Source organism: Methylobacterium isbiliense, from assembly GCF_022179325.1.
GTDB classification, from domain to species: Bacteria; Pseudomonadota; Alphaproteobacteria; order Rhizobiales; family Beijerinckiaceae; genus Methylobacterium; species Methylobacterium isbiliense.
This window is the reverse complement of sequence record NZ_BPQQ01000002.1, coordinates 60,772-74,077: the sequence shown is the minus strand read 5'-3', so window position 1 is coordinate 74,077 and position 13,306 is coordinate 60,772. Positions and strand designations below refer to the sequence as shown.

Sequence of the window (13,306 nt, the reverse complement as noted above, 5' to 3'; positions counted from 1 at the left end):
CGCTCGACGCCCCGGCGGCCCCGCGCGGCGGCACGGCTCAGGCCGTGCTGCCCGCATCCACGGTCATCACCGTGCCGGTGATGTTGCGGCCGGTCTCGCCCATCAGGAAATCCACCGCGTTGGCGACGTCCTCGACCTCGGCGAGGCGGCGCAGCGCGCTGCGGCCGGCGATGCGCTGGCGCTCGGCCTCGCCGAGGCCGCTCGTCATCTCGGTGTCGATGAAGCCCGGCGCGACGGCGTTCACGGTGATGCCGAGCTTGCCCACCTCGCGGGCGAGCGAGCGGGTGAAGCCGATCATCGACGCCTTGGTGGCGGCGTAGACCGACAGCGCGTTGTAGCCGGTCGAGGCGATGATCGAGCTGACGTTGACCACCCGTCCGCGCCCTTCGGCCATCATCGAGCGAACCGCGTGCTTGGTCAGCACGATCGGTGCGAGCGTGTTGATCCGCACCAGCGCCTCGATGTCGGAAAGCGGCATCATCGCGAGCAGGCCCTCGGTGCCGAGGCCCGCATTGTTGACGAGCCCGTACAGGGGGCCGTGCGCCTCCCGGACCTGCCGCACGAGGTCGGGCAGGGCCTCGACCTGCCCGAGATCGGCGGCGAGGAAGCGGATCTCGCCGGGGCCGCCCTCGCGCATCGCCGCCTCAAGCGCCTCGTCGGGCCGGCGCGCCACCGCGATCACCCGGAAGCCCGAGGTGGAGAGCCGGCGCGCGATGCCGAGGCCGAGCCCCCGGCTTCCCCCCGTGACGACGACGTTACGCATGACGGACCTCCCGCGCGGGAGCGGCGCCGCGGGCGAGCTTGCCGGCCTGCGTCACCGCGAGGCCATCCGCGAAGCGCAGGATCGCCGGGACCTTGTGGGCCGGGAGGGCCGTCCGGCAGGCGGCGAGGATCTCGGCCTTGACGCCGTCGGCCGGGGCCTCGCCCGCGTGCAGCACCACGGTCGCGGTGACGAGGGCGCCGGTGATCGGGTTGCGCCGGCCCTCGACGAGGGACATCCGCACGCGCGGGTGCCGGTTGATGACGGCCTCGACCTCCTCGGGATGCACCTTGAGGCCGCCGACGTTGATGATGCCGCCGCGCCGGCCGACGAAGTGGAAGCGCCCGTCGCGCAGCGCCACCATGTCGCCGGTGTCCACGAAGCCCCTCTCATCCGTCAGGGCGGGGGCGTCCTCGCCGAGGTAGCGGCGCGCGGTGCGGCCCGAGCGGATCTGCAGCGCGCCGTCCACGACCCGCATCTCGACCGGCCCGTCCCGGCCGACGAAGTCCTCGGGGAAGCCTTCGCGCCCGTCCGTGACCTCGAAGCCGACGCCCGCCTCGGTGGAGGCGTAGGCGTGGCCGACCGAGGCGTCCGGGTAGGCCGCGCGCAGCGCGTCGAGCACGGCTTGGTCGGCGATCTCGCCCGACAGGCGCACATAGGCGGGGCGCATCGCCTCGACGGCGGGACTCATCAGCGCCCGGCGCCAGTGCGAGGGCGTGCCCGAGACGTGCGTCACCCCGTGCCGCCCGAGCCGGCGCAGGAAGTCGGCCACCGGCTCGTCCTTGTCCGAGAGCACGAGCGAGCCGCCGAGCACGCCGCGCAGGAAGATCTGCAGGCCGCCGTAGCGGCGGATGTCGTAGAAGGTCGACCAGACCGGCGCGGGCGCGCCCGGCGGCCCCGGCCGGATCGCCCCGGTGAGGCCCGCGAGATCGTGCACTGCCATCTTCGGCACGCCGGTGGTGCCGGAGGTCAGGAGCACCCATTCGGTCGCGAATGCCGGGCCGGGCGGGCTGGCCGCGGGCGCGATCGCGCCGATGGCGTGGACGGGGCGTCCGCCCGTCTCGGGCCGCGCCTCCGGCGGCAGGTCGCTCACGACCGCGTCGATCTCCGCCCGGTCGAGCAGCGCCGGCCAGTGGGCCGGGTCGAGGTCGGGCGGGCAGAGGAGCAGCCGGCGCGCCACGCCGTCGAGGTCGATCAGGGCGAGCGCCGCCGTGAACTGGTCGGCCGTGAGGATCGCGACGGCGCGCCCGTGCAGCGCGTCGCGGACGCCGCCGAGCGGGCTATGGGCGAGTAGCGCGGCGAACGACGTCTCGGCCGCCGGGCCGTGGAGACGGCCGGCAGCCTGGGGCGAGGCGGCGAGCGCCTCGCGCAGCGAGCCGGGCTCAGGCCGCTTCATCGACGGCCGCACGCTCATAGAGCGCGATGAACTCGCCCACCGTCACCGGGAACAGGATGTCCTCCGACATCGTGAACGGATCGACCCCGAGTTCCGCTTCGAGCCGCGCCACCAGGATCGCGAAGCAGAGTGAATCCAGGCCGGACTCGACCAACGCAGTTGCATCGTCAAGTTGAGCGATGCTCCTCTGTTGCTCCTCGGCGATCTGCTTCATTTGTCCAAGAACTGTTAACCTTACGGACATAATGGATTGTCTCCTGAGCACGGCTTCAGCTATATCAGCCGGGAAGAATCCGCAGCAAGTCCTTCACCGCCTCAGGGTAAACGGAATGTCCGGAGAAGTTGGACCGACGTTGCGACGCCGGCAGATCACCGAGGCCGATCTCGACGCGGTGGCGACGCTGCTGAGCCAGGGCTTCCGCCTGCGCCCGAAGAGCTACTGGCTGCGCGGCCTGCGGCGCCAGGCCGAGCGCGCCGTGCCCGACGGTTATCCGCGCTTCGGCTACATGCTGGAGAGCGGCGGGCGCCCGGTGGGCGCGGTGCTGATGATCTTCGCGGCGTTCGACTCGGACGGACGGCGGGTGGTGCGGTGCAACCTGTCGAGCTGGTACGTCGAGCCCGCCTACGCGGCCCAAGGCGCGATGTTGATCCACTACGTGCTGCGCCACCAGGACGTCACCTACATCAACCTGTCCCCGGCCCCACACACCCAGCCGATCATCGAGCGGCAGGGCTTTCGCGCCTTCAGCCGCGGCCTGCTGCTCTGCGCGCCGTCGCTCGCCCGCGGGCGGGAGCCCGTGCGCCTCCACCGCATCGGCGAGCGCGTGCCGCCCGCCCTCGCGGCGCTGCCGGAGCGCGAGCTGATCGAGGCGCATGCCGCCTATGGCTGCACCTGCCTCGTGGTGGAGGCGGCGGACGGCCTGCACCCGTTCGTGTTCGCGCCGCGGCGCGTGCTCAAGCGCCTCGTGCCGACGACGCACCTGATCTACTGCCGCAGCCTCGCCGACTTCGTGCGCTTCGCCGGCCCCCTCGGGCGCCGCCTGCTCCTCTCGGGCAAGCCCAGCGTCCTCGTCGACGTCGACGGTCCGGTGCCGGGCCTCGTCGGGCGCCACATCAGCCGCCACCAGAACAAGTATTTCCGCGGCCCGAATCCGCCCCGTCTCGGGGAGATCCCCTACACCGAGGGCGTGATCTTCGGCCCCTGACCGCACCATCGATTCTGCCGAAAGGCTGCCCGGCACGTGCGGCCGTCCATTCCTGGGAGCGCGGACATCCATGACACCGAGCGGGACGGGGCGCACGGCCGCCCGGGTGCTGGTCGACCAGCTGGTGGCGAACGGCGTGCGCCACGTGTTCACGGTGCCCGGGGAAAGCTTCCTGCCTGTGCTCGACGCCCTGCGCGATTCCGGCATCGCGGTCACCACCTGCCGCCAGGAGGGGGCCGCCGCCATGATGGCGGAGGCGCACGGCAAGGCGACGGGCCTGCCCGGCATCTGCTTCGTCACGCGCGGGCCGGGGGCCACCAACGCCTCGGCGGGGCTGCACGTGGCGCAGCAGGATTCGACCCCGCTGATCCTGTTCGTCGGGCAGATCGAGCGCCGCTACCGCGAGCGCGAGGCCTTCCAGGAGCTCGACTACCGCGCCGTGTTCGGCCCGATGGCGAAATGGGCCACCGAGATCGACGATCCCGACCGGGTGCCGGAATTCGTCTCGCGCGCCTTCTCGACCGCGACCGCCGGGCGGCCCGGCCCGGTGGTGATCGCGCTGCCGAAGGACATGCTGGTCGAGGCGACGCAGGCGCCCCTGGCGCCCGCCTTCCAGCCCGTCGAGGCCGCGCCGGGCGCCGACGACATCGCGCGCCTCGCCGACCTGGTCGCGGGCGCCGATCGCCCGATGGTGATCCTGGGCGGCAGTTGCTGGACGGAGAATGCCCGCCACGACATCGCGCGCTTCGCCGAGGCCTTCGACCTGCCGGTGGCGACGAGCTACCGGCGCGCGCCGCTGTTCGACGCGCTCCACCCCAACTACGCGGGCGACCTCGGCCTCGCCCCCAACCCGAAGCTCGTGGCCCGGGTGAAGGCGTCGGACCTCGTGGTGCTGCTGGGCGGACGCCTCGGCGAGATCCCCTCGCAGGGCTACAGCCTGCTCGACGTGCCGGGGCCGCAGACCCGCCTCGTGCACATCCATCCGGGCCCCGAGGAGATCGGCCGGGTCTACCGCCCGTTCCTCGCCATCAACGCCGCCCCGACCCGCACCGCCGCGGCGCTCGCGCGCCTCGATCCGCCCGCCCGCATCCCGTGGCGGGCCGAGACCCGGGCGGCGCACCAGGACTTCCTGGCCTGGGGCGAGACCGCGACGCCCCAGCCCGGCGGCGTCAATCTCGGCGAGGTGATCGTGCACCTGCGCGAGACGCTCCCGCGCGACGCGATCCTGTGCAACGGGGCGGGCAACTACGCGGCCTGGATCCACCGCTTCTTCCGCTTCCGCGACCATGCCGGTCACATCGCACCGACCTCAGCCTCGATGGGCTACGGCGTGCCGGCGGCGGTGGCGATGAAGCGGCTCTGGCCGGAGCGCACGGTGATCTCGCTCAACGGCGACGGCGATTTCCTGATGAACGGACAGGAATTCGCGACGGCCGTGCAGTACCGGCTGCCGATCGTGGTGATCGTCGCCGACAACGCGAGCTACGGCACGATCCGGATGCACCAGGAGCGCGAGTTTCCGGACCGTCCGGTGGCCACCGACCTCGTCAATCCCGACTTCGCCGCCTATGCGCGCGCCTTCGGGGGCGCCGGCTGGACGGTGGAGCGGACCGAGGATTTCCCGGCGGCCTTCGCGGCGGCGCGCGCCTGCGGCGGTCCGGCGATCATCCACCTCAAGATCGCCACCGACGCGATCACGCCGGGCCAGACCCTGACGCAGATCCGCGACCGGGCGCGGGCGGGGCGCTGAGGCGGACCGGCCCGGCGCGGCTTGACACCGCCCCGTCGCAACCGGCAGGTGCGGGCACGTCCTGCGGCCCTCCTTCCGATCCATGTCCGGCGTGATACGTCTCCACCCCGTCTCGGCGCATTACGCGGGTGGCGCCACGGTCGGCGCGCGCGAGGCGCACCATCGGGTGCCGGCCAAGAACCGCTGGTCGCGCGTCGTCCTCACCTTCGAGGACGTGGCGCCCGAGACGTGGTGCGAGTTCGGCTTCCAGCTCGCCTGGGACCCAGGCGAGGCGGCGCTCGCCGCGCCCGATTTCCTGCTGGTCGGGTTCGATTTCCTGGCCGCCGACCGGGCGAGCCTCGACTTCGACCATGTGCCCGGGCTCACCCGCACCCTGCTCGATCCCCAGAGCGCCTGGGTCGCCGGCCCCGCCTACCAGCCGGCCGGCGCCGAGGGCGCCGGCGCGGGCCTCGTCCGGGTCGGCTTCCTGATGCCCGATCCCGCCCGGGCGGTGGCGGTGAGCGTGCGCTCGTGGCGCAACACCGCGCCGGTCGAGGTCGGCCGGCCGGAGCTGCGGCCCGGTGATCCGGCGGAGGCGGCCCGGGGCCTGCCGCGCCGGCGCCGCCGCCTCACGCCTCAGCCGGACTGGCTCGACCTCGCGACCGCGCCGGGACGTCCCCTGATCCTGCGGGGGCAGGTCCACGGCGCGCGGCCGGAGCGCGACGGGGCGATGGTGCGCGTCGTCTACCGGGACGGGGAGGGGGCCGAGATCCCGCCGCCCTATCCGGACCTCGTCTCGACCCCGGATTTCGGCGCGGTGGTCAACCTCACGGCCAAGCGCCACGCCCGCCGCTTCACCCTGGAACTCCCGCCCCCGCCGGGCGCGGCGAGCGTCGCGCTCGGTTTCGCCGCCTGGGAGGCGGACGGGGCGCCGGAGCTGCTCGGCGCCCCCGAGATCGCCCTCGACGACGCGTTGCGGCTGGAGACCCTGTGCGGCGACGACCTGCTCGACGCGGGGGCCTTCCTCGACCGGCTGAGCCGGGAGTTCGGCAGCACCGGGAACCCGGTGCCCGCCTCCGGCGTGCCCCTCGTGCTCGACCGCCTGCGGGCGCTGCAGCAGGGGCCGCGCCCCGTGGGCGGCGCGCCGGAGCTTCGCCTGGCCGCCGCCCCCGCCTGGCCGCTGCCGCTGACGCCGACCTGGAGCGAGGATCCGTTCCGCTCGGTGGCGTGGCGGATCGAGTACCAGTCGCTGTCCTGGCTCCTGCCGCTCGCCGAGGCGGACGGCCAGCGCGCGGTGGCGCTGGCCCGCGCATGGTCGAAGGCGAATCCCTGGGGCCGGCCCGCCGACGGGCTCGGGCTGCACCCGGTCGCCCTCTCGGCGCGGGCCGAGGTGCTGGCGGGCCTGCTCGGGCGCCTCAACGCCGAGGCGCTGCGGGCCGAGCCCTTGCGCACGCTGGCGGGCGAGGCGCTGCGCCACGGCTTCGCCCTGGCCGAGATCATCGGCCAGAACACGCTGGCACGCTCGCTCCACCTCGTGCATGCGGCGACCGCGCTGCTCGCGGTCGCCCGGTCGCTGCCGCAGGCGCCGCTCTCGGGCTTCTGGTCCTCGCTCGCCCGCCACGCGCTGCGCGACGGCTTCACGTCGCTCCTCGATGCGGACGGCGCCTTTGCGGACCCCTCCCTGCACCAGCGCCTGGAACTGCTGAGCCTCGGGCGGCTGCTCGCGGCGGCGCTGCCCGGCGAGCCCCTGGCGGCGTTCATCGCCGGGCGGGTGGAGCCGGCGATCCCGGCGGTCACGGGCCTCCTCGATCCCGGCGGACGGCTGCCGCCCTTCGGGGATACGCCGCACGGGGTCGACCACGCGGGCTGGATCGGGCGGCTTCTCGCGCTGGGCGAGCGCGCCCTCGTCGCCGAGCGCGCGCGCGTGGCCGAGCGCCCGGCGCCCGCGACGACGGTCTCGGGCGTGATCGCGCTGCGCTCGGATTCGCCCGCCCGGGGCTTCGGCCACTTCGCCTGCGGCTTCTCCGAGCAGCGCCACCCCCACGGCCATGCCGACTGCACCTCCTTCGTCTTCGCCGCCGAGGGCGTGCGCTGGATCGCGGAGGGGGGCGGGTCGGGGCAGGTCGAAGCCGGGACGACGCGCCAGTACCTGATCTCGCCGCGCGCCCACAACGTGGCGTGGCCGGACGGGCGCGAGCCCGGGGCGGGCACGGGCTGGCTCGTGGCCGGCGAGCGGCTCGACGGCGGCAGCGCCTACGCGCTCGGCACCACCGTGCACGGGCCGGAATACCGGCACCGGCGCGTCTTCGTGGTGCTCGACGATCTCACGGCGCTGGCGGTCTTCGACCGCTTCGAGACGGCCGACCGGCCGCTCGTCGCCGAGGGTCTGCTGCATCTCGCCCCCGACGTGCTGGCGGCGCTCGCCGGCCCGCGCCTCGTCCTGGCGAGCCGCGAGCGCCAGCGCCTGCGCATCGTGCCGCGGGTGCTGCGGGGGCAGGCCAGCGGTCTCGACCTCGTCAGCGGCCGCAACGACCGGCCCGGCGCCCTGCAGGGCTTCGTCTCCTGGCGGCCGGGCGCGCTCCAGCCCGCCAGCACCCTGCGCTACGCCATGAGCGGGCACGGCACGGTCTGCGGCGGGGCGCTCGTCGCCGTGGACGAGGGGCGCGAGCGGGCGCTGGCCGCCCTGGTGGCCGGTGAGACGGTGACGCGGCTCCTGACCGAGGCGTGAGGCTGCGGCGCGGCGTTCCCTGGGGGCCGCCCATGAAAAAAGCCGCCGTCTCGCGACGGCGGCCTCATGAACCGGATGCGGCCGGGATCAGGGCCGGCGGCGCAGCCGCACGATCACCTCCACGCCGGCGATCTCCATCCCGGCGGGCGGGTTCGGCAGCGAATCGACCGTGATCCCGCAATCGGGCATGTCGAGCACCTGTCCCTCGTCCTCGAGGAAGAAGTGGTGGTGCTCGCTCGGGTTGGTGTCGAAATAGGCCTTGGAGCCGTCGAGCGCGAGCTGGCGCAGCAGGCCGGCCTCGGTGAACTGGTGCAGGGTGTTGTAGACGGTGGCGAGCGACACCGGCACCTTGGCGCGCATCGCCTCGTCGTACAGCATCTCGGCCGTCAGGTGGCGGTCGCCCTTCCCGAACAGGAGCCAGCCGAGCGACAGGCGCTGCCGCGTCGGGCGCAGGCCCGCCCGGCGCAGCCGGTCGCGCAGTTCCGACAGGGGGCAGCCGCGACGCTGCCCGGCGGCTCCCTCGGCCTGGAGGGCCGGGGCGCGCGCGCTGAGCACGGCATGCAGGGGCGACAGGTCGTTCATCAGCCAGACTATCAGCGTGAGGATCGCGAATGATCGCTCCCGGTTATAGGGACTGGGCCGTCGCGCCGCAACCCGAACCGGGCCGCAACCCCTTACATCAGAAGTGTTATAGTTCGTGTCTGGGGAACCCGGGGCGGCTTCCCCGACTTTGAACCGTCCGGCGCCCTATGCTACAGGCGCCGCTCTGCGGGCCCCGGCCCGCCAAACCCCGTCGGCCCGGGCGCACGACGCCTACGCCGAAACCTGAGGATCGCGCCCGCCCCATGTCCGCCGACACGCCCGCCGCCGACACCCCGACCCGGCCTTCGCACTTCTCGTACGAGGACCTGCTGGCCTGCGGGCGCGGCGAGATGTTCGGGGCCGGCAACGCGCAGCTGCCGCTGCCGCCCATGCTGATGTTCGACCGCATCGTCTCGATCGGCCGGGATGGCGGCGCCCACGGCAAGGGCCACGTGCGGGCGGAGCTCGACGTGCGGCCCGACCTCTGGTTCTTCCCCTGCCACTTCCAGGGCGACCCGGTGATGCCGGGCTGCCTCGGCCTCGACGCGCTCTGGCAGCTGGTCGGCTTCTTCCTCGGCTGGCTCGGCTCGTCGGGCCGCGGCCGGGCGCTCGGCGTCGGCGAGGTGAAGTTCGCCGACCAAGTGCTGCCGAGCGTCAAGAAGGTCGTGTACGGCGTCGACCTCAAGCGCGTGCGCCAGGGGCGCCTCGTCCTCGGCATCGCGGATGGCTGGCTCGAAGCGGACGGCCGGCGCATCTACGAGGCCCAGGACCTGCGGGTCGGCCTGTTTCAGGCGGCGGCTCCGGCGGGCGGCTGAGCGCGGCCCCGGAGGGCCGGCACCCCCGTTTCGCAGCGGGTGCCCGCATTGGCGGTTGAGATCGGGCCGGCACGGTCCTAGGTGACAGCGGAACGGCGCGACACACGCCGCGAAGGAGGGCTGCGATCGTCATGAGGCGCGTCGCGATCACCGGGATGGGCATCGTCTCGTCCATCGGCAACACCACCCAGGAGGTTCTCGCGTCCCTGCGCGAGGCCCGCTCCGGCATCACCCGCGCGGAGAGCTTCGCGACGCACGGATTCCGCTGCCAGGTGCAGGGCGCGCCCTCCCTCGACGCCGAGAGCGTGGTGGACCGCCGCGCCATGCGCTTCCACGGCGGCGGCACCGCCTGGAACCACGTGGCGATGGAGCAGGCGATTCGGGATGCCGGGCTCGAGGAGCACGAGGTCTCGCACGACCGCACCGGCATCATCATGGGGTCGGGCGGGCCCTCGACCCACGCCATCGTCGAGGCGGCCGACATCGCCCGCGCCAAGGGCCCCAAGCGCGTCGGGCCCTTCGCGGTGCCCAAGGCCATGTCCTCCACGGCCTCCGCCACGCTCGCCACGTGGTTCAAGATCAAGGGCGTGAACTACTCGATCTCGTCCGCCTGCGCGACGTCGAACCACTGCATCGGCAACGCCGCCGAGATCATCCAGGCCGGGCGCCAGGACATCATCTTCGCGGGCGGCTGCGAGGAACTCGACTGGACCCTGTCGGTGCTGTTCGACGCGATGGGCGCCATGTCGGCGAAGTACAACGAGACCCCGGCCACGGCCTCGCGCGCCTACGATGCGGGCCGCGACGGCTTCGTCATCGCGGGCGGCGCCGGCGTGCTGGTGCTGGAGGAGATGGAGCACGCGCGGGCGCGCGGCGCCCGGATCTACGGCGAGGTCGCGGGCTACGGCGCCACCTCGGACGGGCACGACATGGTGGCGCCCTCCGGCGAGGGGGCGGTGCGCTGCATGCGCCAGGCCATGGCGGGCCTGAAGGGCGTCAAGATCGACTACATCAACCCGCACGCCACCTCGACGCCGGTCGGCGACGAGAAGGAGATCGAGGCGATCCGCGAGGTGTTCGGCACCGGCGAATCCTGCCCGCCCATCGCCGCCACCAAGTCGCTCACCGGGCATTCGCTCGGCGCCACCGGCGTGCAGGAGGCGATCTACTCGCTCCTGATGATGAACAACGGCTTCATCTGCGAGAGCGCCAACATCGCGGAGCTCGATCCGGCCTTCGCCGACATGCCGATCCTGCGCCGGCGGGTGGACGACGCGCGGCTCGGCCACGTGCTCTCCAATTCCTTCGGGTTCGGCGGCACCAACGCGACGCTGGTGCTCAAGCACCCGGACGCCTGACGGCGCCTCACTCGCGCCCCACTCGCCTGACACGGGCGCCGCGCCCGGGCGCTCGGACCGCGGGCCAACCGGAGACAACGGCGTGACGGGTTTGATGGCAGGCAAGCGCGGCCTCATCATGGGGGTCGCGAACGACCACTCCATCGCCTGGGGCATCGCGAAGACGCTGGCGGCGCAGGGCGCGGATCTCGCCTTCACCCACCAGGGGGAGGCGCTGGGCCGCCGGGTCGCCCCGCTCGCGGCCACCCTCGGCTCGCGGATCGTGCTGCCCTGCGACGTGGAGGATCTGGCGAGCGTCGATGCGGTGTTCGCGAGCCTCGACGCGCACTGGCCGGAGGGGCTCGACTTCGCGGTCCACGCCATCGGCTATTCCGACAAGGCGCAGCTCAAGGGCCGCTACGTCGACGCCACCACGCGCGAGAACTTTGCGCGCACCCTGGTGATCTCCTGCTTCTCCTTCACCGAACTGGCCCAGCGCGCCGCCAAGCGGATGCGGCCGGGCGGTTCGCTGCTGACGCTCACCTTCGGGGGCGCCACGCGGGTGATGCCGAACTACAACGTGATGGGGCTGGCCAAGGCGGCGCTGGAGGCCTCCGTGCGCTATCTCGCCTCCGACCTCGGTCCCGACGGTATCCGGGTCAACGCCATCTCGCCGGGTCCCGTGCGCACGCTGGCGGGGGCCGGCATCGCGGATGCGCGCCTGATGTACAACCACCAGCGCGCCCACGCCCCCCTGCGCCGCAACGCCACCATCGAGGAGGTCGGCGGCGCGGCGCTCTACCTGCTCTCCGACCTGTCGAGCGGCGTCACGGGCGAGATCCACTTCGTGGATTGCGGCTTCAACACCATCGCCATGCCCCGTCCGTCCGTGCTGAAGGTCCAGGACGAGGCCGGGGTGATCGGGGACTGACGCCGGGTCCGAACAACCCTTCCGGAACCGGTCCCGGCCCCGGCGCTCAGCCCGATCCGGCCCCGCGCAGGATCAGGCGGCCGCCCCGGACCTCGTAGGAAGACAGGCGCTCCAGGAAGCTCATCCCGAGCAGGTTCACGCTGAGCGAGCCCGGCCGGGTGACGAGGGCGCTCACGCGCCGTTCCCGGATCGGCCCCACCGACACCGTGTCGAGGAGGACGGGGGCGGCGAGGGTGCGGCCGTTGGCGGTCTGCACCGGCACCGCGAAGGCCTGCGGCCCCGGCTGCAGCCCGAGGGCCGCGGCACTCTCGGCGGTGAGCACCACCGTGCTGGCGCCTGTGTCGAACGCGAAGCTCTGCTCCTGCCCGTTGACCCGCGCCTTGACTGAGAAGCCGCCATCCGCCCGGCGCGCGATCACCACCTCGCCGGCCGCGTTCGTCACCGGCTCCCCGGCCGCATACTCGCCGATCATCCGCAGCGCGAGGTCGTGGGCATGGTCCCGCCATGCGTAGAGCGTCGCGCCCGCGGCCCCCAGCGTCAGCCAGACCGCGAGCGCCGCCAGCCCCTCGCCGGCGCCGAACCGGAAGCGGCGCGCGATGCCGTTGACGACGAGGAGCAGCGCCGCCCCGACCGCGAGCGCGGTCGCGACCTCCTGCGGCGTCCACCCGGCGATCTCGCCCTGCGCCAGGCTCCCGACCCCGTACGCGAGGGCGAGGAGGAGCAGGGCGGTTCCGAGCGCGCCGGGCATCGCGGGTCAGGCGGGGGAGGGGACGGGGCGCCGGGCGGGCCGCGGGACGGCCGCGGCGAGCCGGTCCGGCAGCAGCGTCATGATGCGCTTGCGCTCGGGCTCCGAGAGGCTGCCCCAGGCCGCGATCTCGTCGCGGGTGCGCCCGCAGCCCTCGCACAGGCCGGTGACGGGATCCAGCACGCAGATGCGGGTGCAGGGCGAGGAGGGAGGCGGCATCGGGTTCTTCGGACGGGTCAGCGCGGGAGGGCGATCAGCATCGCCAGCAGCACGGCGATCTCGGCGATCTGTTGGCAGGCGCCGATGACGTCGCCGGTCTGGCCGCCGATCAGGCGCTCGGCCATGCGGCTCATCGTCCAGGCCGACAGGGCCGCCAGGAGCCCGGCCAGCGCGAGGCCGATCCAGGGCAGGCCCAGCAGGCCCCCGGCGAGGAACAGGGCGAGGCAGAGGGCCCAGGCCAGCGCGTGCGTCGCCGGGGTCGGCCGCCCCACCGCGTGCGAGGACCCTCCCGGCCGGGCCGGCGGGAGGGCGAGCATCGGCCACAGGGCCGCCGTGCGCGACACCGCCGCCGCGAGCAGGAGGACGAGGGCGGCGCGCCAGCCGGCCCGGTCGGCGAGCGTCGCGAGCGCGCCGATGCGCAGCCCGTAGGCCAGGATCAGCGCCGCGGTGCCGTAGGCGCCGATGCGGCTGTCGCGCATGATGTCGAGGCGGCGGGCCGCGTCGCTGCCCCCGCCGAAGCCGTCCGCCACGTCGGCGAGCCCGTCCTCGTGCAGGGCGCCGGTCACCAGCGTGGCCGCGAGCGCCGCGAGCGTCGCCGCGAGATACGGCCCGAGCCCGAGCCCGAGGCCGCCGAGCAGCGCCAGCGCCGCCGGCAGCGCGATCACCAGGCCGGCGATCGGCAGCATCCGGGGCGCGGTGCGGAAATCGGGCGGCCCGTGCGCCCCGGCTTCGCCCGGCAGCGGCGGCACCGGCAGGCGGCTGTAGAAGCGCAGGCAGGCCGCGAGATCGAGGAGCGGCGGCCACAGCGTTGACCCCGGCGGGGGCGGCTCGAACTCGTCGTCGGCCTCCTGCATCGCGT

13 protein-coding genes are annotated in these 13,306 nt (G+C 73.9%); 6 read left to right on the top strand and 7 right to left on the bottom strand.

What is annotated here, in order from left to right:
• Positions 1-37: 37 nt before the first annotated feature.
• The 3 genes from MFF61_RS00785 to MFF61_RS00775 are packed head-to-tail and all read right to left on the bottom strand — an operon-like array spanning position 38 to position 2,400.
• A complete protein-coding gene (locus tag MFF61_RS00785; protein ID WP_238233204.1) occupies positions 38-763 on the bottom strand; it encodes an SDR family NAD(P)-dependent oxidoreductase in 726 nt (241 codons plus the stop codon).
• Positions 756-2,156 (bottom strand): ANL family adenylate-forming protein, encoded by a 1,401-nt coding sequence (locus tag MFF61_RS00780; RefSeq protein WP_238233203.1) that lies wholly within the window; start codon positions 2,154-2,156, stop codon positions 756-758. The genes MFF61_RS00785 and MFF61_RS00780 overlap by 8 nt, the downstream gene beginning before the upstream one ends.
• A complete protein-coding gene (locus tag MFF61_RS00775; protein WP_238233202.1) occupies positions 2,143-2,400 on the bottom strand; it encodes a phosphopantetheine-binding protein in 258 nt (85 codons plus the stop codon). The genes MFF61_RS00780 and MFF61_RS00775 overlap by 14 nt, the downstream gene beginning before the upstream one ends.
• A gap of 109 nt (positions 2,401-2,509) precedes the next feature.
• Between MFF61_RS00775 and MFF61_RS00770 the strand changes: the two genes are divergently transcribed.
• The 3 genes from MFF61_RS00770 (at position 2,510) to MFF61_RS00760 (ending at position 7,818) form a co-directional block, all read left to right on the top strand.
• Positions 2,510-3,361, top strand: coding sequence for a GNAT family N-acetyltransferase (locus MFF61_RS00770; protein ID WP_238233201.1), 852 nt, complete (start codon positions 2,510-2,512; stop codon positions 3,359-3,361).
• Positions 3,362-3,431: 70 nt separating this feature from the next.
• Positions 3,432-5,111, top strand: coding sequence for a thiamine pyrophosphate-binding protein (locus MFF61_RS00765; RefSeq protein WP_238233200.1), 1,680 nt, complete (start codon positions 3,432-3,434; stop codon positions 5,109-5,111).
• Positions 5,112-5,193: 82 nt separating this feature from the next.
• Complete coding sequence (locus tag MFF61_RS00760) at positions 5,194-7,818, top strand: heparinase II/III domain-containing protein (protein ID WP_373324547.1); 2,625 nt, start codon at positions 5,194-5,196, stop codon at positions 7,816-7,818.
• A gap of 87 nt (positions 7,819-7,905) precedes the next feature.
• On the opposite strand, the gene irrA is transcribed toward MFF61_RS00760, so the two are convergent.
• Positions 7,906-8,400, bottom strand: coding sequence for an iron response transcriptional regulator IrrA (gene irrA, locus MFF61_RS00755; RefSeq protein WP_238233198.1), 495 nt, complete (start codon positions 8,398-8,400; stop codon positions 7,906-7,908).
• A 263-nt stretch (positions 8,401-8,663) separates the two neighbouring features.
• Here irrA and fabA point away from each other — a divergent pair, with 263 nt between their 5' ends.
• The 3 genes from fabA to fabI all read left to right on the top strand — a co-directional run bounded on the left by fabA (position 8,664) and on the right by fabI (position 11,483).
• Complete coding sequence (gene fabA, locus MFF61_RS00750; RefSeq protein ID WP_238233197.1) at positions 8,664-9,215, top strand: 3-hydroxyacyl-[acyl-carrier-protein] dehydratase FabA; 552 nt, start codon at positions 8,664-8,666, stop codon at positions 9,213-9,215.
• Positions 9,216-9,346: 131 nt separating this feature from the next.
• Positions 9,347-10,573, top strand: a complete 1,227-nt coding sequence (fabB, locus tag MFF61_RS00745) for a beta-ketoacyl-ACP synthase I (protein ID WP_238233196.1) — start codon at positions 9,347-9,349, stop codon at positions 10,571-10,573.
• 82 nt (positions 10,574-10,655) lie between these two features.
• Positions 10,656-11,483 (top strand): enoyl-ACP reductase FabI, encoded by an 828-nt coding sequence (gene fabI / locus MFF61_RS00740; RefSeq protein WP_283205950.1) that lies wholly within the window; start codon positions 10,656-10,658, stop codon positions 11,481-11,483.
• A 46-nt stretch (positions 11,484-11,529) separates the two neighbouring features.
• On the opposite strand, the gene MFF61_RS00735 is transcribed toward fabI, so the two are convergent.
• The 3 genes from MFF61_RS00735 to cobS are packed head-to-tail and all read right to left on the bottom strand — an operon-like array spanning position 11,530 to position 13,301.
• Positions 11,530-12,231: a retropepsin-like aspartic protease family protein gene (locus MFF61_RS00735; protein WP_238233195.1), complete on the bottom strand. Its 702-nt coding sequence runs from the start codon at positions 12,229-12,231 to the stop codon at positions 11,530-11,532.
• Between the two features lie 6 nt (positions 12,232-12,237).
• Positions 12,238-12,447, bottom strand: coding sequence for a DUF1289 domain-containing protein (locus tag MFF61_RS00730; protein WP_238233194.1), 210 nt, complete (start codon positions 12,445-12,447; stop codon positions 12,238-12,240).
• A 17-nt stretch (positions 12,448-12,464) separates the two neighbouring features.
• Complete coding sequence (gene cobS / locus MFF61_RS00725) at positions 12,465-13,301, bottom strand: adenosylcobinamide-GDP ribazoletransferase (RefSeq protein ID WP_373324549.1); 837 nt, start codon at positions 13,299-13,301, stop codon at positions 12,465-12,467.
• Positions 13,302-13,306: the final 5 nt, after the last annotated feature.